The organism is Pseudarthrobacter sp. AG30 (assembly GCF_003116525.1).
Taxonomy (GTDB): domain Bacteria; phylum Actinomycetota; class Actinomycetes; order Actinomycetales; family Micrococcaceae; genus Arthrobacter.
The window spans coordinates 103,438-122,328 of sequence record NZ_QEHL01000006.1; the positions used below are offsets into that span (position 1 = coordinate 103,438).

19 protein-coding genes are annotated in these 18,891 nt (G+C 67.7%); 4 read left to right on the forward strand and 15 right to left on the reverse strand.

Going from position 1 to position 18,891, the window contains the following annotated elements:
* Positions 1 to 42: 42 nt before the first annotated feature.
* The 3 genes from DC347_RS07300 to DC347_RS07310 all read left to right on the forward strand — a co-directional run bounded on the left by DC347_RS07300 (position 43) and on the right by DC347_RS07310 (position 2,275).
* Positions 43 to 858: an ABC transporter ATP-binding protein gene (locus DC347_RS07300; RefSeq protein WP_109044925.1), complete on the forward strand. Its 816-nt coding sequence runs from the start codon at positions 43 to 45 to the stop codon at positions 856 to 858.
* 11 nt (positions 859 to 869) lie between these two features.
* Positions 870 to 1,613 carry an ABC transporter permease gene (locus tag DC347_RS07305; RefSeq protein ID WP_109044967.1) on the forward strand — a complete coding sequence of 248 codons (744 nt, stop codon included), beginning with the start codon at positions 870 to 872 and terminating at the stop codon, positions 1,611 to 1,613.
* Positions 1,614 to 1,708: 95 nt separating this feature from the next.
* Positions 1,709 to 2,275, forward strand: coding sequence for a TetR family transcriptional regulator (locus DC347_RS07310; protein WP_018763465.1), 567 nt, complete (start codon positions 1,709 to 1,711; stop codon positions 2,273 to 2,275).
* Here the strand turns inward: DC347_RS07310 and DC347_RS07315 are convergent.
* The 8 genes from DC347_RS07315 to dxr all read right to left on the reverse strand — a co-directional run bounded on the left by DC347_RS07315 (position 2,268) and on the right by dxr (position 9,310).
* A complete protein-coding gene (locus DC347_RS07315) occupies positions 2,268 to 3,026 on the reverse strand; it encodes a hypothetical protein (protein ID WP_018763464.1) in 759 nt (252 codons plus the stop codon). The genes DC347_RS07310 and DC347_RS07315 overlap by 8 nt on opposite strands.
* A 38-nt stretch (positions 3,027 to 3,064) precedes the next feature.
* Positions 3,065 to 3,955, reverse strand: coding sequence for a DUF4081 domain-containing GNAT family N-acetyltransferase (locus tag DC347_RS07320; protein WP_109044927.1), 891 nt, complete (start codon positions 3,953 to 3,955; stop codon positions 3,065 to 3,067).
* Complete coding sequence (gene ispG, locus DC347_RS07325) at positions 3,918 to 5,084, reverse strand: flavodoxin-dependent (E)-4-hydroxy-3-methylbut-2-enyl-diphosphate synthase (protein ID WP_018763462.1); 1,167 nt, start codon at positions 5,082 to 5,084, stop codon at positions 3,918 to 3,920. The genes DC347_RS07320 and ispG overlap by 38 nt, the downstream gene beginning before the upstream one ends.
* 34 nt (positions 5,085 to 5,118) lie before the next feature.
* Positions 5,119 to 5,412, reverse strand: coding sequence for a YciI family protein (locus DC347_RS07330; protein ID WP_018763461.1), 294 nt, complete (start codon positions 5,410 to 5,412; stop codon positions 5,119 to 5,121).
* Between the two features lie 71 nt (positions 5,413 to 5,483).
* Positions 5,484 to 5,966, reverse strand: coding sequence for a hypothetical protein (locus DC347_RS07335; protein WP_018763460.1), 483 nt, complete (start codon positions 5,964 to 5,966; stop codon positions 5,484 to 5,486).
* Positions 5,963 to 6,700: a MarR family transcriptional regulator gene (locus DC347_RS07340; protein ID WP_109044928.1), complete on the reverse strand. Its 738-nt coding sequence runs from the start codon at positions 6,698 to 6,700 to the stop codon at positions 5,963 to 5,965. Before DC347_RS07340 ends, DC347_RS07335 begins: the two co-directional genes overlap by 4 nt.
* A 79-nt stretch (positions 6,701 to 6,779) precedes the next feature.
* Complete coding sequence (locus DC347_RS07345; RefSeq protein ID WP_109044929.1) at positions 6,780 to 8,108, reverse strand: RIP metalloprotease; 1,329 nt, start codon at positions 8,106 to 8,108, stop codon at positions 6,780 to 6,782.
* Between the two features lie 17 nt (positions 8,109 to 8,125).
* The gene (gene dxr, locus DC347_RS07350) at positions 8,126 to 9,310 is read right to left on the reverse strand and encodes a 1-deoxy-D-xylulose-5-phosphate reductoisomerase (RefSeq protein ID WP_109044930.1); all 1,185 of its coding nucleotides are present in this window, start codon (positions 9,308 to 9,310) and stop codon (positions 8,126 to 8,128) included.
* Between the two features lie 73 nt (positions 9,311 to 9,383).
* Between dxr and DC347_RS07355 the strand changes: the two genes are divergently transcribed.
* A complete protein-coding gene (locus DC347_RS07355) occupies positions 9,384 to 10,850 on the forward strand; it encodes a lipase maturation factor family protein (protein ID WP_109044969.1) in 1,467 nt (488 codons plus the stop codon).
* Here the strand turns inward: DC347_RS07355 and DC347_RS07360 are convergent.
* Genes DC347_RS07360 through DC347_RS07390 form a run of 7 tightly spaced genes read right to left on the reverse strand, consistent with a single transcriptional unit; the run spans position 10,847 to position 18,823 of the window.
* Complete coding sequence (locus DC347_RS07360) at positions 10,847 to 11,686, reverse strand: CoA ester lyase (RefSeq protein WP_109044931.1); 840 nt, start codon at positions 11,684 to 11,686, stop codon at positions 10,847 to 10,849. The genes DC347_RS07355 and DC347_RS07360 overlap by 4 nt on opposite strands.
* The gene (locus DC347_RS07365; RefSeq protein WP_240617721.1) at positions 11,683 to 12,249 is read right to left on the reverse strand and encodes a MaoC family dehydratase; all 567 of its coding nucleotides are present in this window, start codon (positions 12,247 to 12,249) and stop codon (positions 11,683 to 11,685) included. Before DC347_RS07365 ends, DC347_RS07360 begins: the two co-directional genes overlap by 4 nt.
* Entirely contained in the window at positions 12,246 to 13,019 is a 774-nt protein-coding gene (locus tag DC347_RS07370) for a CoA transferase subunit B (protein WP_109044932.1), read from the reverse strand. Before DC347_RS07370 ends, DC347_RS07365 begins: the two co-directional genes overlap by 4 nt.
* A 2-nt stretch (positions 13,020 to 13,021) precedes the next feature.
* Complete coding sequence (locus tag DC347_RS07375) at positions 13,022 to 13,828, reverse strand: CoA transferase subunit A (protein WP_109044933.1); 807 nt, start codon at positions 13,826 to 13,828, stop codon at positions 13,022 to 13,024.
* Positions 13,829 to 13,876: 48 nt separating this feature from the next.
* A complete protein-coding gene (locus DC347_RS07380) occupies positions 13,877 to 15,040 on the reverse strand; it encodes an acyl-CoA dehydrogenase family protein (RefSeq protein ID WP_109044934.1) in 1,164 nt (387 codons plus the stop codon).
* Positions 15,041 to 15,042: 2 nt separating this feature from the next.
* The gene (locus DC347_RS07385; protein ID WP_109044935.1) at positions 15,043 to 17,208 is read right to left on the reverse strand and encodes a biotin carboxylase N-terminal domain-containing protein; all 2,166 of its coding nucleotides are present in this window, start codon (positions 17,206 to 17,208) and stop codon (positions 15,043 to 15,045) included.
* A gap of 7 nt (positions 17,209 to 17,215) precedes the next feature.
* Positions 17,216 to 18,823: a carboxyl transferase domain-containing protein gene (locus DC347_RS07390; protein ID WP_109044936.1), complete on the reverse strand. Its 1,608-nt coding sequence runs from the start codon at positions 18,821 to 18,823 to the stop codon at positions 17,216 to 17,218.
* Positions 18,824 to 18,891: the final 68 nt, after the last annotated feature.

The window sequence follows — 18,891 nt, forward strand, 5'->3', positions numbered from 1 at the left end:
GCGGATCCGTCAAGGGAAGCCCTGCGCAGCGACGGAGGCGTTATGGCCCACCCGGATGCACCCCTGGCGGAGGTCCGCCGGCAGGACACCACGGCCGTCGCGGCGTCCTCACTGACCGTGAAACTGGGACGGCGTACCGTGCTGGCCGGGCTGAACTTCAGCATTCCAGCAGGACGCATCACCGGTCTGCTGGGACCCTCCGGAAGCGGCAAGACCACGCTCATGCGCACCATCGTGGGAGCGCAGCGCATAGCCGGCGGCACCGTCGAGGTGCTGGGCCTGCCGGCGGGCAGTGCCGCCTTGCGGCGGCAGGTTGGGTACGTCACCCAGTCCCCCAGTGTCTATCCGGACCTGACCGTCGAAGCGAACGTCCGCTATTTCGGTGCCATGCACCGGAAAGGGAAAGCCGACGTGGCCGAGGCGGTTGCCGCCGTCGGCCTCCAAGCCCTGGCACGCCGCAAGACCGCCGACCTCTCCGGCGGCCAGGTCAACCGCGTCTCCCTGGCCTGCGCACTGGTGGCCCACCCCCGCCTTTTGGTGCTGGACGAGCCCACCGTCGGCCTGGACCCTGTCCTCCGGGCCGACCTGTGGGAACGGTTTCGGGCCATGGCGCGGGCCGGGACCACCCTCCTGGTCTCCAGCCACGTCATGGAGGAGGCCAGCCGCTGCGACACGCTGCTGCTGTTGCGGGAGGGCCGGCTCCTCGCGCAGCTCACTCCGGACGAGCTCAGCAGGCGCGGGCACAGCAGCAACCTGGAACAGGCCTTCCTGGCCATCATCCGGAACGCGGACCACGCCGGGACAGGCGATGAACCGGAAGCCGTGGCATCGTCCCGCCCGGAGGGGACGGTGCACTGATGGACATCCTGATGATGCTCGCCACCACCCGCCGGGTGCTCAGCCAGCTCCGCCACGACCACCGCAGCATCGCCCTGATCCTGGTGGTGCCGGCGCTGCTGCTCACGGCGGTGTACTTCCTCTATGAGAATGAGGTGCTGCCGCCGGGTGTTCCCCGGACGTTCGACCGGGTTGGCCTGATGATGCTGGCCATCTTTCCGTTCGTGGTGATGTTCCTGGTCACGTCCATCACCATGCTGCGGGAACGCACGTCCGGGACCTTGGAGCGGCTGCTCACCACGCCGGTGCACAAGGCGGACCTGTTGTTCGGGTACGGCGTGGCTTTCTCCCTGATGGCCGCACTCCAGTCACTCGTGGCCACAGCGGTGGCCTACTGGATTTTTGGCCTGGACATCGCCGGCGCCCCCGGCTACGTGGTGCTGATCGCGGTGATCAACGCCGTCCTGGGCGTCGCGCTCGGCCTGTTCTGTTCGGCCTTTGCCAGGACCGAATTCCAGGCCGTCCAGTTCATGCCGGTGGTGGTGGTGCCGCAGATCCTGTTGTGTGGACTGTTCGTTGCCCGGGACCGGATGAATGACGTACTGGAAGCCATCTCCAACGTGCTCCCCCTGACGTACTCGGTGGACGCCCTCCAAGAGGTCGCCGCCCATACTGAGGCAACCAGCCGGTTGTGGCAGGACGCGGCGGCCATGGCCGGCATCTCGCTCGGCGTGCTGGTGCTTGCCGCGTTGACGCTCCGCCGGCGGACAGCGTGACCTTTCCCGGACCAGCGGATCAGGCAGGGAATCCGGCAGCGGATCCGGCTGGCCGTCCGGCGGGTTCCGGGCGCCGCGGGCGCCGCGGACGCCGCGTGGGCGCCACCGCGTCCCGCGACCACATCCTCGACGCCGCCCGGAGGCTTTTCGCCGAACACGGCTTTGACGGGACCAGCCTGCGCCAGGTGGCCCGCGCCGCGGGAGTGGATCCGGCCATGATCCACCATTTCTTCAACGGCAAGGACGAACTCTTTGCCCTCAGCGTGGAACTGCCTGCCGACCCGGAGCAGGTCCTTGCGGGCATGGCGGAATCGGACCCTGACCAGCGGGCCGAGTTGATGGTCCGCACGGTCCTCCGGCTCTGGGAAAGCCCCGCCCAGGCCGGCCTCCTGGCCTTCCTGCGCGGAACCATCGGGTCCACGGCCAGGACGTCGCAGCTTCGGGAGGCGGTGGCACGCCGGGTGATCACCAGGATCACGGCTTCGGTTCCCGGGCCGCCGCAGGAAGTGGCGCTGCGCGGAAGCCTCGTGGCAAGCCAGATCGTGGGTTTGATGATGGTCCGTTACGTGGTGCGGCTGGAACCGCTCGCGTCAGCACCCGCGGATGATGTGGTGCGGCTGGTGGCACCCACGGTGCAGCGCTACCTCACCGGCCCTATTTGACCAGGGCAGCAGCCGAGTCGAGGAGCGCACCGGCCCGTTGGACGGCGTCGTCCTCGCTCGCGCCCCCGGAGGCGACGGAAGTGAGCACCACGCCCTGCTGCACCGCCTGCGCCGTGACCGTGGACTGCGTACGGCCGTCCGGCAAGGTGGCGTCCGTACGGTATGCGAAGACGCCGGGAACAGAGCCCACGCCCTGCAGGGCCTTCACGGTGACCGAGACCTCCATGCCCGAGGCCGTCATGGTCATGGAGGAGCACTTGGCCAGCTGGTCCGCGGAGCTGGCCACCTTGCCCAGCAGGCTCTGGTCCAGGCCGGCGATCAGCGATAGCGCGGTCGCCGCGCCGGTGCCGGCGTCGGTGCTCATGCCGATGGCCATGGTGGCGCCATCGACGTTCGGCACGGCGCTGGCAGCTGCGAGTTCCTTGCACTCCGCGGGCTTGACGTCGATCGACGCGAGCATAGTCTTGGTCTGGTCCAGCGTCTTGGTGATATCAACGGCGGGCAGGACTGTCAGCCTGCGGTCCGCCGAGTCCCTGACCTGCCCCACGATGGCAGCAAGCTGTTCGGACGTATAGGCCTTGGCGGTAGGCGTGGGCGTTGCCGTGGGAGTTGGGGCGGCTGTGGTCTGTGACGCCGCTGGCGCTGCGGTCGGGGAATCCGCGGCCTGCGGGGTGGCCGGTCCCCCGCACCCGGATACCGCCATGGCCAGGAGGGCAGAAGCCCCGAATGTTCCCAGCACGGTCTTCTTCATTTTTCCCCCAATTTTCAGTTCTCCTCCGGCGGACGCCGCTAGAAAAGAACTGTAGCGAACGTACCCACCTGCCGGAAGCCGACACGTTCGTACGTGGACCGGGCCTTGGTGTTGAAGCCGTTGACGTACAGGCTGGTCACGGGCGCGATCTTCTGCGCTCTTTCCACCACGGCGGACATGTAGCCGGAGCTCAGCCCCTGGCCGCGGTACCGGGGATTCATCCACACGCCCTGGACCTGGGTGACGTCCGCGGTGACGGCCCCCAGTTCGGCCTTGAAAACCACTTCATGTGCCTCGTTCAGGTGGACCAATGAGTGGCCCTGCCGGATGAGGCCTTCCACCCGGCGGCTGTAGAACTCCCGGCCGCCCAAGTATGGCGAGTACCCTACTTCTTCCTCAAACATGGCGGCGCAGGCCGGAAGGATACGGTCAAAGTCGGCCAGGTTGCCCTGGGCCAAACCCGGGTGGGGCTGGACCCGTGGCCGCTCCGCGATGACCATCAGCGGCTGGTCCGCCCGCACTTCGTGGGCACGGTGGCCCAGTTGGGCGAGTTCCGCATGAAGGGCCAGCACTGCCTCTGCGGGGCCAAAGGCGGACGCATACCGGCGCCCGGAGCTGTTCGCGGCCCCGGCTACCAGCGGCGCAAGGGCGGGGTCAAGCTGGACCGGCACCAGGTTTGCCCCGGCCCAGCAGGCACCGGAAAGGACGCCGTTGTCGAAGACGCCCAGAACGCCGGCGCCTCCGGCGGTGGGTGCTGCGGTGCCCGTGGCGCGCAAATGCGCCAGGATGAACACGTTGGTAACGGGATCCTGCTGCGCCAGACTGGCCAGCGCCGCGGTGTCCTGGCCGTCAAGCGTTCGGACGGAAATACCCGCAGGGTCGGGATCGTCCCTACGAGACGCTAACCACGGGGCTACCCTTGACAGCATCTTCGCCATCGGCCTCCCCCATCTCTTCCGCGATACGCATGGCCTCTTCGATCAGTGTCTCAACAATCTGGCTCTCAGGGACAGTCTTGATGACCTCGCCCTTCACAAAGATCTGGCCCTTGCCGTTTCCGGACGCAACGCCGAGGTCCGCTTCGCGGGCCTCGCCCGGACCGTTCACGACGCAGCCCATGACAGCGACGCGCAGCGGGATCTCCATCCCTTCCAGCCCGGCGGTGACCTGCTCGGCCAAAGTGTAGACGTCCACCTGGGCCCGTCCGCAGGAGGGGCAGGAGACGATTTCCAGCTTGCGGGGACGAAGGTTGAGGGACTGGAGGATCTGGTTGCCCACCTTGATTTCCTCCACCGGCGGGGCGGACAGGGACACCCGGATGGTGTCACCGATCCCCCGGGACAGCAGGGCCCCGAACGCGGTGGCGGACTTGATGGTCCCCTGGAACGCGGGGCCGGCCTCGGTGACGCCGAGGTGCAGCGGCCAGTCGCCCTTTTCGGCGAGCATTTCGTAGGCGGCCACCATGATCACGGGGTCGTTGTGCTTGACCGAGATCTTGAAGTCGTGGAAGCCGTGTTCCTCGAAAAGGGACGCTTCCCAGACAGCGGACTCGACGAGCGCTTCGGGGGTGGCCTTGCCGTACTTCTTGAGGATGCCCGGTTCCAGGGAGCCTGCATTGACGCCGATCCGGATCGAGGTGCCGTGGTCCTTCGCGGCGGCCGCGATTTCCTTGACCTGGTCATCGAACTTCCGGATGTTCCCGGGGTTCACGCGCACTGCCGCGCAACCGGCCTCGATGGCGGCGAAGACATACTTGGGCTGGAAGTGGATGTCTGCGATCACCGGGATCTGGGACTTGCGGGCGATGATGGGCAGCGCCTCGGCATCGTCTGCGGACGGGCACGCGACGCGCACGATGTCGCAGCCGGACGCCGTCAGCTCAGCAATCTGCTGGAGGGTGGCGTTGATGTCCGTGGTGGGCGTGGTGGTCATGGACTGCACGCTGATGGGGAAATCAGATCCCACGCCTACCGAGCCGACTTTGATCTGGCGCGTCTTGCGGCGGGGTGCCAGGACGGGCGGCGGTGCTGACGGCATTCCCAGGCTGACCGAGGTCACGTGGACTCCTTGGGTTGAAAGGGTAGGGATGCGGTTACGCGGCGAGCCCGGCAAGCATGCCGGTGACCGGTGACCATTCAGTGATGCGGGTCCCGGCGATGACGCCGGCCGCGGCAAACGGGTCCTGCTTAAGGATCGAGTTCAGGGCAGCTTCGTCTGTTGCCGTGAAGATCAGGAGGGCACCGGCCCCGTCGCCGTAGGGTCCGCTGGCCACGATGACACCGTCCTGCGCCAGGCCGCCTGTCCATTCGCGGTGCGCGGGCCGGACCTCGTTGCGGGTTTCGGTGGAGTTGGCGGCGTAAACGTACTCAACGGCAAAAACTGTCATACGGCTACCCTATCGCCATGCCTGCCTTCGTACCCATCCGGGCTGTCCCGGTTCGAGGACGCGGTGGACGTTTACTGCAGGAAAAGGACTTTGGCGGCGGCTGCGGTTCCTGCCGCCCAGAGCATGGAGGTGAGGGTTCCGATGATGAAGCGCTCCGCGGCCACAGGGGTCTCCTTGAGTTCAGCGAACCTGCCGAGGCCCTTGATCGCGACGATGTAGGCGATGGCGACCGGCTGGCCGGCCAGGATGGCAAGGCATACGCCGAGCCGTTCCAGCACGCCGATGATGGCGCCGCCGCGCAGGATGCGCTGGCCCGGAGCCGACGCTGCTGCGTCCGTTCCGTTCGACGCCGCCGGCCCGGGTTGCGCCGTCAGCTCGCCGTCCACCGTGACGTCGGCAGACGGGTCCTGGGCAGCGGAGCCGGCGTCCGTTGCCGTCGTGGCGGCATCGGCTTTGTCGTCAATGGTCCTGGCGAGCTTGAACACCAAGGCCGTCACCGGCCATCCCACGAAACCTGCCACCGCCAAGGCCACGGCCACCCACACTGCGGTCACTTGACTCCTCCATCGCCGGCTCCGGTTTCCTGTACGGCGGGGACCACCTGTGCTTGGGCGAGATCAAGCAGCAGCGATGCGGCCGGCCGTGCTGCCCATTCTTCCTGCCATCCGGAGCGAAGCACGGTACGGCTCACGGACTGCTCCGATATTCCAAGTTCCCTGGCCACCTGCTTTTGGCTGCCGTGCCGGGCCGGACCAGGCCGGCCGGCTCCGGGCGCGCCGGCGTCCAGGTGCCGCAGCGCGTCAACCACCCGCCACTGGGCTTCCGTCCGCTCTTGGACCAGGCGGCCCAGCAGCCGGAGCACCGCTTCGGCTTTGGCGCATGTCCGCTCCCCTTCCCCGGCCGGGGTATTCCCGCCCGCCTCCCCCGCCATGATGCCGGCCACCACTGACACCGGCACTTGGGAAGCGGCGGCCTTGGCGCGCTCAACGGCCTTCCGGGCAGCCACGAACGCGGTTCCGGTGCCTTCCCGCGGGCTGGCACCCGCCGGCAGCGTCACGGTTCCGACGCCGATGCCGACGTACCAGTGCCCTTCGCGGAGCGCGTACAGGGCGATGTCCACGACGGCATCAGCGTCCCGCACCACCCCTTGGACTTCGTCGCCGACCGACCGCTCGAAAGCCGGCCTGCCGGCCCCGGCAGGTTCGAGGCGCGCGACCTGCTCAATGAAACCCGGGACCCGGTCCAGGTCACCCGTGCTGCCACGCTGGTCGATCGTCATTACGAACATAGATCAACCATAGGCGGGTGATTCATAACAATCAATCAAATCTGACTGATTTAGCAAAGTCAGCCTAAATCGGCTGATGTCAGAACAGATTGACGGGCTTGACGATGTCCGCGTAGATCAACAGGGCGCTCATGCCCATCAACAAGGCCGCCACGACGTAGGTCACGGGCAGCAGTTTCGCGATGTCGAACGCTCCCGGGTCCGGCCGGCCGCGCAGCCTGGCTACGGCGCGGCGCGCTCCTTCGTACAGGGCTCCGGCCACATGGCCGCCGTCAAGGGGCAGCAGCGGGATGAGGTTGAATACGGCCAGTGCGAAGTTCAGGCCAGCCAGCAGGCCCACGAGGGTGGCGAGCCGGGACTGGAGCGGGACAGCTTCCATGGCGGCAACCTCGCCGGCCACCCGGCCCACGCCCACCACGCTGATGGGGCCGTTGGGGTCCCGGGGTTCCTCGCTGAAAGCGGCCTTGGCTACGCCCACCACACGGGCGGGCAGGTTGAACACCACGCCGGCCACCTGCCGGATGTTCTCTCCGGCCATGGGCAGGACGGACGACGCCGGCTGGGACACGAGCGCCGTTTGCGCGCCGATGCCAAGGAAACCGACGTCCTGGTACTGGAGGTTGCCGGCAGCATCGGTGGCCTGCCGCCCGTCGGCGCCCATCACGGGCCGGGAAGACAGGACCGGCGTCACCGTGGTTGACACGGCAGCGCCGTCCCGCTGAACGGTGATGGCCACTTCCTTGCCGGCAGAGGCGCGGATCCACTCCGTCAGCTGGTCCCAGCTGGTGACGGCCTTGCCGTCGAAGGAGGTGATGGTGTCATTGGGTTTGAGTCCCGCCGCTGCCGCGGGGGTCAGCTGGCAGTCGGCAGAGTCGGGATCGACGGTTTGCCCTGCGGCCACTTGGCATTTGGAGACGTCGGAGATGGTGGTGGTGGCGGTGGCAATGCCAAATCCCATCAGGAGGACGGCCGTCAGCACCACCCCGAGGACCATGTTCATGGCCGGCCCGCCCAGCATCACGATCACTTTTTTCCAGACCGGCAGCCGGTAGAAGACGCGGTCGTGGTCGCCGGGTCCTACCTCTTCGTGGGCTAGTGACCGGGCTTCCGTAGCCAGCGTCTGGAACATCCCGGTACTGGAGGGCCGGACCGAGCCGTCCTCCTTGTTGGGCGGGTACATGCCGATCATCGAGACGTAGCCGCCCAGCGGAACGGCTTTCACGCCGTACTCGGTTTCACCCTTGCGGCGTGACCAGAGGGTGGGCCCGAAGCCGATCATGTACTTGGTGACGCGCACCTTGAAGAGCTTGGCCGGCACCAGGTGCCCCACCTCGTGGAGGGCGATGGACACGGCAATGCCGACGGCCACGAAGACGACGCCGAGGATGAAAAGTAGGACAGGGGTCATGGAGGTGCTGCTGCTTCCTAGAGACTGCTGACTGCTAAACGTTCGTGGGCGCGGGCGCGTGCCCAGCTTTCAGCATCCAGCACCGACTCCACTGTCAGCCCGGAGGAACCTGAGTGTTCGCTGAGCACCCCGTCCACGGTATCGACGATGTCGGTGAACCGGATCCGGCCCGCATGGAACGCCGTAACGGCCTCTTCGTTGGCCGCATTGAAAACAGCAGGGAAGGTGCTGCCTTGCTTGGCGGCGTCCTTGGCAAGGTCAACGGCCGGGAAGGCTGCAGCATCCAGGGGTTCAAAGGTCCAGGTGGCGGCCTGGGTCCAGTCGCAGGCGGGCGCGGCCATGGGTACCCGGGCCGGCCAGCCCAGGCCAAGGGCAATCGGAAGCCGCATGTCCGGCGGGGAGGCCTGGGCAATGGTGGAGCCGTCAACGAACTGGACCATGGAATGGACGACGGACTGCGGGTGCACCACCACATCGATCCGGTCGAGCGGGATATCGAACAGCAGGTGGGCTTCGATGACTTCCAGTCCCTTGTTGACCAGGGTGGCCGAATTGGTGGTGACCATGACCCCCATGTCCCAGGTGGGGTGCGCCAGCGCCTCGCGCGGCGTGACGGAATGCAGCTGCTCCCGGCTCCTGCCGCGGAAAGGCCCCCCCGAGGCGGTCAGGATGAGCCGGTCCACCTCGGCTGCCGTCCCTGCGCGCAGGCACTGGGCGATCGCCGAGTGTTCCGAGTCGACGGGCACAATCTGGCCTTCCTTGGCCGCAGCCTTGACCAGGCTGCCGCCAACGATCAGCGATTCCTTGTTGGCCAGGGCCAGGGTGGCCCCGGAGCGGAGTGCCGCAAGGGTGGGCGCCAGGCCAATGGAACCGGTGATGCCGTTGAGGACCACGTCCGCTTCCACCGCGGCGATCCGGGCCGAGGCGTCAGGTCCGGCCACGATTTCCGGGCGGTATCCGGGACGGCCGGCGGCGGCTGCTGCTTCCCGGATAAGGGATTCCAGCCGGCGGGGGTAACCGGCGGCGATGCCCACCACGGCGGCGCCGGTGTGGACCGCCTGGCGGGCCAGCAGTTCAAGGTTGCCGCCACCGGCACTGAGTGCCACCACCTCGAACAGGTGCGGGGCGCCGTCGACGACGTCGATCGCCTGGGTGCCGATGGAACCGGTGGATCCGAGGAGGACGATTCTGCGTGGCTGCATCCGTTAAGTATCCCGCACGCGGCCGGGCCTGCTGCGCCTTGACCGCCGGGCGGCCGGGCGTAACGTGGAAACCGTGGACTGGCTCACCTGGTTCGATGCGCCGGAGTATGAATTTGCCCGGCAGGTGCTGCAACGGGGCGTCGCAGCGTTGTATTTCGTTGCGTTCCTGTCCACGCTGAACCAGTTCCCGGCCTTGCTCGGAGAGCGCGGCCTCCTTCCGGTGCCGGACTTCCTGGCCGCGTTTTCCTGGTTGTCCCGGCCCACGCTGTTCCGTTGGCGTTATTCCGACCGGCTGCTGCGCGGTGTCTGCGCCGCAGGCCTGGCGGTCTCGGCGCTGCTCGTCGCCGGGCTCCCCCAGGCCGGACCGCCCTGGGTTCCATTGCTGGCGTTCCTTGCCCTGTGGCTTTTGTACATGTCCATCGTGAACGTGGGGCAGACCTTCTACGGGTTCGGCTGGGAGATGCTGCTGCTGGAGGCCGGTTTCACCGTGGCCTTCCTGGGATCGGACCAGACGGAACCGCCGCGGACCATCCTGATCCTGGTGGTGTGGCTGGTGTTCCGGCTGGAATTCGGGGCAGGCATGATCAAGATCCGCGGCGGCCGCGAGTGGCGGGACCTGACGGCCTTGTACTACCACCATGAAACCCAGCCCATGCCGGGCCCCCTCAGCAGGCAGGCACACCTGCTGCCGAAGCCGCTGCACCGGATCGAAGTGGTGGGCAACCACATCGCCCAGCTGGTGGTGCCGTTCCTGCTGTTCGCCCCGCAGCCGGTGGCGGGCGTGGCGGCGGCCGTCGTCGTGGCCACCCAGCTGTGGCTGGTGGCGAGCGGCAACTTTGCATGGCTGAACTGGATGGCGATCATCCTGGCGTTTGCCGCGGTCAGCGATCCCGTGGCCCACGCCGTGATCCCGGCCGTCCCGGCGGACTGGCACGCCGGCGCAGCACCGGCCACTCCCCTGTGGTGGCTGGCCATAACGCTGGCGGCGTCCCTCCTGCTGCTGGTCCTTAGCTACTGGCCTTTGCGGAACCTCTTCTCCCGCCGGCAGCTCATGAATGCCAGCTTCAACCGGTGGCAGCTGGTCAATGCCTACGGCGCCTTCGGCACGGTGACCAGGCAGCGCATCGAAATCGTGGTGGAAGGAACCTTGGACGGGAACCCCGGGGACGCGTCGGACTGGCGCGAGTACGGCTTCAAGGGCAAACCCGGCGATGTCAGCCGCATTCCCCGGCAGTGGGCTCCGTACCACCTGCGGCTGGACTGGCTGATGTGGTTCCTGCCGCTGCGGAGCGTGCACGAGGAATGGTTCTATGCCTTCCTGGGCAAACTGCTCGTGGCGGACCGGCAGGTGTTGCGGCTGCTCCGGCATGACCCGTTCGACGGCGCCGCGCCGCGCCTGGTGCGCGTGCGAAGTTTCCATTACCGCTTCGCCACCCGGAAGGAGCTCCGGGAGACCGGGAACCGCTGGGTGCGGACGCTGCTGTACGAGCCCATTCCGCCCACGTCCCTGCGCCGGCCGACGGGACGGAAGGGCAGCTAGGCGTCCCTGCCTGCACGGCGCAGGATGCCTTCGGCGTGCTTCAGGATTGGCCCGTCGATCATCTTTCCGTGGTGTTGGAAGACCCCGCTCCCGGCCGCCGCGGCAGCGTCCAGCAGTTCACGCGCCGCGGCCACCTCCTCTTCGGAGGGAGCGTAGGCTTTGCGGACCACGGCGGCCTGGCCGGGATGGATGCACGCTTTGGAGCCGAACCCGGAGGCCACGGCGTCGGCGGTTTCGTCCGCCAGCCCGTCGAGGTCGGGGATGTTGGTGTACACGGCGTCGATGGCTTCCTTGCCCAAGGCCCTGGCGGCCAGCAGCACCGAGGAGCGGGCGTGCAGGGCCACCGCCCGGTAGCCGCCGTCGTCCTTCCTGCTGGAGGTGCCGCCCAACGTGGCCACGAGGTCCTCCGCTCCCCACATCAGGGCCACAACGTTGGGGGCAGCCGCAATGGCGGGGGCGTTCAGCACGCCCAGGGCCGTTTCGCACAGCGCAATGACCTGGTAGCCTTCCAGCGCCTTGAGCTGTTCAGCCGATTCCGCCTTGGCGAGCATCACCGTGCGGTACGGCGTGTGCGCCAGGCAGTGCAGGTCCTTCGCGAAGTCGTCCGTGCCGACCGGGTTGACCCGGACGATGGTCCGGCTGGGGTCAAGTTCGGGATCGTCTCCTGCAGCGCCCGCCTGGGCCAGGATTGCCCCGCGCGCCCGCTGCTTGTCCGGTGGCGCCACGGCGTCCTCGAGGTCCAGGATCACGGCGTCCGCCCGCGCTGCGGCTTTCAGGTAGCGCTCGGGGCGGTCGGCGGGGCAAAAGAGCAGGGCCGGGCCCATCACAAATGTCATACGGGCATTCTCCCCTGTGCGTCGGGCTGGTCCTGGTGGGCGGCCCGGGTCCACATCAGGCAGCTTCTCGTGGCCCGTGCCACCACGGCTCCGTCCTGGTTGCGCCCGGTGTGCTCCATGGTGGCAATGCCCTGGCCCGGCCGGGAGGCCGAAAGCCGTTTGCCGGTGATCACGGTCTCTGTGTAGAGCGTGTCCCCGTGGTAGAGCGGGTGCGGAAAGGAGACATCGGTCAGCCCGAGCTGGGCGATGATGGTCCCCTGGGTCAACTGGGTGACGGACTGCCCCACCATGGTGGCGAGGGTGAACATCGAGTTCATCAGCCGCTGGCCAAAAGGCTGCCCCGCGCTCCAGGCAGCATCCAGGTGCAGCGCCTGCGTGTTCATGGTGAGGGTGGTGAAAAGGACGTTGTCCGTTTCCGTCACGGTGCGTCCAGGCCGGTGGGCATACAGCACGCCCTCCTCCAGCTCGTCGAAGTAGAGCCCGCGCTGCTCGATGACGCGCCGGCCGCCCCCTGGGGCCGCTGGTCCGGCCGGGAACCTATCAGTGGGGTCGGTGCCGGTCATACGGTGAGTTCCTGGTCTTCTTCGTACAGTTCCGCGCCGGTGGCGGCCACCACGTCTTCGACGGAAACGTTGGGGGCCAGCTCGCGCAGGACCAGCCGGGAGGGGCCGCCGTCCCGGACGACGTCGATTACGGCGAGGTCGGTGATGATCCGGTCCACGCAGCCTTTGCCGGTCAGCGGGAGCGAGCACTCCCTGACAATCTTGGGATTGCCGTTCCGGTCCACGTGCTCCATCATCACGATCACGCGCTTGGCGCCAAACACCAGGTCCATGGCGCCGCCCATTCCCTTGACCATCTTTCCCGGGACCATCCAGTTGGCGAGGTCTCCGTTGGCGGCCACTTCCATCGCGCCGAGGACGGCGAGGTCCACGTGGCCGCCGCGGATCATGCCAAACGACGTCGCCGAGTCGAAGAACGCCGCACCCCGGTTGACCGTCACGGTCTCCTTGCCGGCATTGATCAGGTCCGGATCCACCGCATCCTCTGCCGGGTAGGGGCCGACGCCCAGGATCCCGTTCTCCGAGTGCAGCACCACTTCCACCCCGGCCGGAATGTAGTTGGGAATCAGGGTGGGCATGCCGATGCCCAGGTTGACGTACTGGCCGTTGCGGAGTTCCCGGGCAACCCTGGCGGCCAGTTCGTTCCGCGTCCAGCCTTTGCCGCCTGCTGCGGCGGCGGCTCCGCCGGGCCCGGGCTGGTGCCCGCCGCCGCGCCGGTATTCCGGACGGACCGCTTCCGGGCGGGGCGCCTCGGGGCTGTTGGGATCCATGGTCATGCTCCTGCCTGCTGGTCACTGCCGGCGGGGCTTCCGCCCGCCGCGGCCGGGCCCGCCAGGGCCACCGTCCGCTTTTCGATGCGCTTTTCCCCGCCGGCCGCCAGGACCACCCGCTGGACGAAGATCCCGGGGGTGTGGATGTGTTCGGGGTCCAGTTCGCCGGGTTCGACGAGTTCCTCCACCTCGGCGATGGTGATGCGTCCGGCCATGGCGCAGAGCGGGTTGAAGTTCATGGCCGTGGCATGGAAGACCAGGTTGCCGTGCCGGTCACCCTTCCAGGCGTGCACCAGCCCGTAGTCGGGGGTGAGGGATTCTTCCAGGACGTAGTCCACTCCCCCGAAGGAGCGCACTTCCTTGGCCGCGGAGGCGATCGCGATGCCGCCGTCGGCGTCGTACTTCTGCGGCAGGCCGCCGTCGGACACCTGGGTCCCCACCCCCGCCTTGGTGTAGAACGCGGGGATGCCGGCGCCGCCGGCGCGCAGCTTCTCGGCCAGGGTGCCCTGCGGTGTCAACACCACCTCGAGCTCACCGGCAAGGTACTGGCGGGCGAACTCCTTGTTCTCCCCCACATAGGAGCTGATGGTGCGGCGGATGCGGCCGTCACGGAGCAGGATCCCCAAGCCCCAGTCATCCACGCCGCAGTTATTGCTGACCGTTTCCAGGCCAGTAGTGCCGGCGCGGTGCAGGGCGTCGATCAGGGCCACCGGGATGCCGCACAGCCCGAAGCCGCCGACCGCCAGGGAAGCCCCGTCCGGGATATCCGCCACGGCGGCGTCGGCGCTGGCTACAACCTTGTCAATCATCATTGATCCTTTCCGGCCGGCTGCGATCCGTACTGCTGGCGCAGGTGCTTACAGTCCCAGTTCACGGGCGATCAGCATCAGCTGGACTTCCGTGGTGCCCTCCCCCACTTCAAGGATCTTGGAGTCGCGGTAGTGGCGTGCCACGGTGAACTCGTTGATGAAGCCATAGCCGCCGAATACCTGGGTGGCATCCCGCGCGTTGTCCATGGCCGCCTCGCCTGCGACCATCTTAGCGATGGCCGCCTGGGTCTTGAACGGCTTGCCGGCCAGCATCCTGGCGGCCGCATCATAGTAGGCCAGGCGGGCCGTGTGGGCCCGCGCTTCCATCCGCGCGATCTTGAAGGAGATGGCCTGGTACTTGCCGATTTCCTGGCCAAATGCCCGGCGTTCCCTGGCGTATTTGACCGACAGGTCCACGCAGCCTTGGGCGGCGCCGGTGGCCAGCGCGGCGATGGCGATCCGGCCTTCGTCCAGGATGGACAGGAAATTCGCGTACCCGCGCCCTTCCTCGCCGAGGAGGTTTTCCTCCGGTACGCGGACATCCTTGAGGGTCAACGGGTGGGTGTCGGAGGCGTTCCAGCCCACCTTGTTGTACGGCTTCTCGGCTTTGAAGCCCGGCGTATCCGTGGGCACGAGGATGGTGGAGATCTCCTTCCGCAGGCTGCCGTCGGGGCGTTCCTGCTGCCCGGTGACGGCGGTGACGGTAACCAGGCGGGTGATGTCGGTTCCCGAGTTGGTGATGAACTCCTTGTTGCCGTTGATCACCCAGTGACCGTCCTCCCGCCGGGCGTGGGTCTTGGTACCGCCGGCGTCAGAGCCGGCCTCGGGTTCGGTGAGGCCGAAGCCTGCGAGCGCCTGGCCGGACGCCAGCATGGGCAGCCATTCCTGCTTCTGGGCGTCGGTACCGAAGCGGTACACCGGCATGGCACCCAGGGAAACGCCGGCCTCCAGCGTGATGGCCACCGACTGGTCCACGCGGCCGAGTTGTTCCAAGGCCAGGGCGAGCGCGAAGTAGTCGCCGCCCATGCCGCCGAATTCCTCCGGGAAGGGCAGCCCGAACAGGCCCATTTCGGCCATCTGTTTCACCACGTCGTACGGGAAGCTGTGTTCCTCATCGTGTTTGGCGGAGACAGGGGCCACCACGTTGTCCGCGAAGTCGCGGACGGTGTCGCTGAGGTCCTGGTATTCCTCGCTGAGTTCGAATCCGGTCATGGTCAGGCTCCTTCGCCTTGGCTGGTGGCTGTGTCTGTGTCGATATCTGCGGGCGCTGGTTCCGCGTCTGCAGGGTGGGGGTGCACGGTGGCCAGGACCTGGTCGGCCTTCACGAGGTCGCCGGTGCGGGCGCTGAGGTGCACGGTGCCGGCCAGCGGCGCAACGAGGTGGTGCTCCATCTTCATGGCCTCCACGGACACCAGGACCTCCCCGGCCTGGACCGCGTCGCCGTCGGTGACCGGGACGGCCACCACGGTTCCCGGCATTGGCGAGCGCACCTCGGGGTCCGCTGAGCCTTCTTCGCGTTGAATGGCGGCCAGCACCCGGTCCAGCCGTGCCTCCCGGGTCAGGACCTCAAGCCGGCAGGACCAGCCATCACTGCCCAGGAAGAGCCGTGTGGGCCGGCCGGGGCTTGCGCCCACCGCGTAGTTTTGGGTGTCGTCGCCGAGCCGGAGGACGGCCCGCCGCGGGTCCTCAAGGGACAGTCCGGCGCGCTCCTGCTTTCGCCCGTCAACGGCTGCCGTGACGGCGGCTGCCCTTGCCGGGCTTCCGGTGACCTCAACCGTGGCCACGCCGTCGTCGGCCGTTCCCAGGCTGATCCGGCGCGGTGCCGGCGTTCCGAGCCGCCAGCCGTTGTGGGCCCGCCACGGTCCGCTCCCCGGGGCAGTGTTGTGGTCCTCCAGGGAGAGCGCGTACAGCGCCGCGGCCACCAGTTCGGCGTCACCGGCCTTCCGGAATTCCATGCCGGGCAGCTTGCGTTCGATCAGGCCGGTGTCCAGGTGGCCGGCCTTGACGTCGGAGTCGTTCAGCAGGAGCCGCAGGTACTCCACATTGGTGTCGATGCCCAAGGCGGTGTAGCGGGCCAGGGCCTCGTCAAGGGTTGCCAGCGCGGCACCGCGGTCTTCGCCCCACGCGATGACCTTGGAAATCATGGGGTCATAGTGGGCCGGGAGTTCCAGACCCTCCAGCAGGGAGGAGTCCACCCGGACCCGGCCCCCGGCCGGGGATGGCAGTTCGTCCAGCACCAGCACGGTCCCGGTGGAGGGGAGGAAATTCTTCTCCGGCACCTCGGCGTACACGCGCGCTTCCACGGCATGGCCGGAAAGTTCGACGTCGGCCTGCCGGAGCGTCAGTTCGGCACCGGCGGCGATCCTTACCTGCCATTCCACGAGGTCGGTGCCGGTGACCATTTCGGTCACCGGGTGCTCCACCTGCAGCCTGGTGTTCATCTCCATGAAGAAGAACTCGTCCGGTGCGTCGTCGGAAACCAGGAATTCCACGGTTCCGGCGCCCCGGTAGTTCACGCTGCGGGCTGCATTGCAGGCCGCCTCGCCGATCCGTGCCCGAATGGCCGCCCCGTCCGGAAGGCCCTCCAGCAGCGGCGACGGCGCTTCCTCGATGACTTTCTGGTGACGCCGCTGCAGCGAGCATTCCCGCTCGCCCAGGTGGATGACGTTGCCGTGGCTGTCCGCCAGCACCTGCACTTCGATGTGCCGTGGGGTGGTCACCAGGCGTTCCAGGAACAGGGTGTCGTCGCCGAACGCGGCGGCGGCCACGCGCCGGGCCGTTGCCAGGGCGGCGGCCAGGTCCTCCGGTTTTTCGACGGCGTGCATCCCCTTGCCGCCGCCGCCGGCGGAGGGCTTGATCAGGAGCGGAAAGCCGACCCCGCCGGCTGCCTCCACCAGTTCGCTGTCGGTCATGCCGGGCTCGGCGATGCCGGGAACCACGGGCACGCCGTAGCCGGCCACGTGGTTCTTGGCCCGGATCTTGTCTCCCATGACGTTCAGGGCCTCCACGCCGGGGCCGATGAAGGTGATGCCGGCCTTCTCCAAGGCGCGGGCGAAGTCCACGTTCTCGCTGAGGAAGCCGTACCCAGGGTGGACGGCTTCGGCACCGGATTGCCGGCATGCTCCGATGATGGCGTCCGCGCTCAGGTAGCTGTCGACGGCGGCTGCCGGGCCGATGCGCACGGCCGCGTCAGCTTCGCGGACGTGGCGGGCGCCGGCGTCGGCATCGCTGTAGACGGCCACCGACCGGATGCCCAGGCGGCGCAGGGTCCGGATGACCCGGCAGGCGATTTCACCGCGGTTTGCCACCAGGACCGTGCCGAACAGGCGTGGGGTGGACGTGCCGCCGGGGGCTGGATCTGTTCGGGTTTGCATGGTCATTGCGGGCTCACATCCGGAAGAGGCCGAAGGAGGTCTCCGGCAAGGGGGTGCGGGAGACGACGTCGAGCGCCAGTCCCAGGACGGTGCGGGTGTCTGCGGGGTCGATCACGGCATCGTCCCAGAGCCTGGCCGTGGAGTAGTAGGGGCTGCCCTGGTCCTCGTACTGGCGGCGGATGGGTGCTTTGAACGCCTCTTCGTCGCTTGCCGGCCATTCTTCGCCGGCCGCCTCGTACTGGTCGCGTTTCACGGTGGCCAGGACGCTGGCGGCCTGGTTGCCGCCCATGACGGAGATCCGGGCGGCGGGCCACATCCAGAGGAACCGCGGCGAATAGGCCCGGCCGCACATCGAATAGTTGCCGGCGCCAAAGGAGCCGCCGATCACCACCGTCAGCTTGGGAACGCGGGCAGTGGCCACGGCGGTCACCATCTTGGCGCCGTTCTTGGCGATGCCGCCCTGCTCGGCGTCCTTGCCCACCATGAAGCCGGAGATGTTCTGCAGGAACAGCAGGGGGATGCCGCGCTGGTCGCAGAGTTCGATGAAATGGGCGCCCTTGAGCGACGATTCGCTGAAAAGCACGCCGTTGTTGGCCACGATTCCCACGGGGTGTCCGCAGATCCGGGCGAATCCCGTGACAAGGGTGGTGCCGTATTCCCGTTTGAACTCGTGGAACCTGCTGCCGTCCACCAGCCGGGCGATGACTTCGTGGACGTCGTAGGGGGCGTTGACGTCCGTGGGCACGGCGCCGTAGATTCCGTCCGGGTCGACGGCGGGTTCGACGACGGGCTCCACCTGCCAGGCGGGCGCGGCGGGCGGCGGGAGGGTGGCAACGATGTCCCGGATGATCTGCAGGGCGTGCTCGTCGTTTTCGGCCAGGTGGTCGGTCACCCCGGAGATGCGTGCGTGCACGTCTCCACCGCCGAGTTCCTCCGCAGTCACGATCTCGCCGATGGCGGCCTTCACCAGGGGCGGGCCACCCAGGAAGATCGTGCCTTGGTTCCTGACAATGACTGTCTCGTCGCTCATGGCGGGGACGTAGGCACCGCCGGCGGTGCATGACCCCATGACGGCGGCGATCTGCGGTATCTTCGCGGCGGAGAGCCTGGCCTGGTTGTAGAAGATGCGGCCAAAATGGTCCTTGTCCGGAAAGACCTCATCCTGCTTGGGAAGGAACGCCCCGCCCGAATCCACCAGGTAGATGCAGGGCAGCCCGTTTTCGAGGGCTATCTCCTGGGCACGCAGGTGCTTCTTCACCGTCATCGGGTAGTAGGTTCCGCCTTTGACGGTGGCATCGTTGGAGATCACCAGCACCTGCCGCCCGTGCACCAGTCCGATCCCGGCGATGACTCCTGCGCCCGGTGCGTCGTCGCCGTACATCCCGTTGGCAGCCAGCGGCGCGATTTCCAGGAACGGGCTCCCGTCATCCAGCAACTGGTCGATCCGGTCCCGTGGCAGCAGCTTCCCCCGGGCCACGTGCCTCTCCCGCGATTTCTGTGGTCCGCCGAGGGCCGCGTCCGCCAGCCTCTTCCGGAGGTCGTCGGCGAGAGCCAGTTGCGCTTCCCGGTTGGCGCGGAAGGACTCGCTTGCGGGGTCGAGCCTGCTGGCCAGGGTCTCCATTGACGATCCGTTCCTGTCTGGACCGGGCCGGCTCCAGGCCAACTCGGTTAGTGACTAATAACTGAAAT

What these genes read in the sequence shown, in the direction of transcription:
- DC347_RS07340 (WP_109044928.1), bottom strand. Translation starts at nt 6,700, where the DNA reads ATGTTCGTAATGACGATCGACCAGCGTGGCAGCACGGGTGACCTGGAC.
- DC347_RS07320 (WP_109044927.1), bottom strand. Translation starts at nt 3,955, where the DNA reads ATGCTGTCAAGGGTAGCCCCGTGGTTAGCGTCTCGTAGGGACGATCCC.
- DC347_RS07315 (WP_018763464.1), bottom strand. Translation starts at nt 3,026, where the DNA reads ATGAAGAAGACCGTGCTGGGAACATTCGGGGCTTCTGCCCTCCTGGCC.
- DC347_RS07300 (WP_109044925.1), top strand. Translation starts at nt 43, where the DNA reads ATGGCCCACCCGGATGCACCCCTGGCGGAGGTCCGCCGGCAGGACACC.
- DC347_RS07375 (WP_109044933.1), bottom strand. Translation starts at nt 13,828, where the DNA reads ATGATTGACAAGGTTGTAGCCAGCGCCGACGCCGCCGTGGCGGATATC.
- DC347_RS07305 (WP_109044967.1), top strand. Translation starts at nt 870, where the DNA reads ATGATGCTCGCCACCACCCGCCGGGTGCTCAGCCAGCTCCGCCACGAC.
- DC347_RS07360 (WP_109044931.1), bottom strand. Translation starts at nt 11,686, where the DNA reads ATGACATTTGTGATGGGCCCGGCCCTGCTCTTTTGCCCCGCCGACCGC.
- DC347_RS07330 (WP_018763461.1), bottom strand. Translation starts at nt 5,412, where the DNA reads ATGACAGTTTTTGCCGTTGAGTACGTTTACGCCGCCAACTCCACCGAA.
- DC347_RS07385 (WP_109044935.1), bottom strand. Translation starts at nt 17,208, where the DNA reads ATGACCATGCAAACCCGAACAGATCCAGCCCCCGGCGGCACGTCCACC.
- DC347_RS07390 (WP_109044936.1), bottom strand. Translation starts at nt 18,823, where the DNA reads ATGGAGACCCTGGCCAGCAGGCTCGACCCCGCAAGCGAGTCCTTCCGC.
- DC347_RS07365 (WP_240617721.1), bottom strand. Translation starts at nt 12,249, where the DNA reads ATGACCGGCACCGACCCCACTGATAGGTTCCCGGCCGGACCAGCGGCC.
- DC347_RS07380 (WP_109044934.1), bottom strand. Translation starts at nt 15,040, where the DNA reads ATGACCGGATTCGAACTCAGCGAGGAATACCAGGACCTCAGCGACACC.
- dxr (WP_109044930.1), bottom strand. Translation starts at nt 9,310, where the DNA reads ATGCAGCCACGCAGAATCGTCCTCCTCGGATCCACCGGTTCCATCGGC.
- DC347_RS07370 (WP_109044932.1), bottom strand. Translation starts at nt 13,019, where the DNA reads ATGGATCCCAACAGCCCCGAGGCGCCCCGCCCGGAAGCGGTCCGTCCG.
- DC347_RS07345 (WP_109044929.1), bottom strand. Translation starts at nt 8,108, where the DNA reads ATGACCCCTGTCCTACTTTTCATCCTCGGCGTCGTCTTCGTGGCCGTC.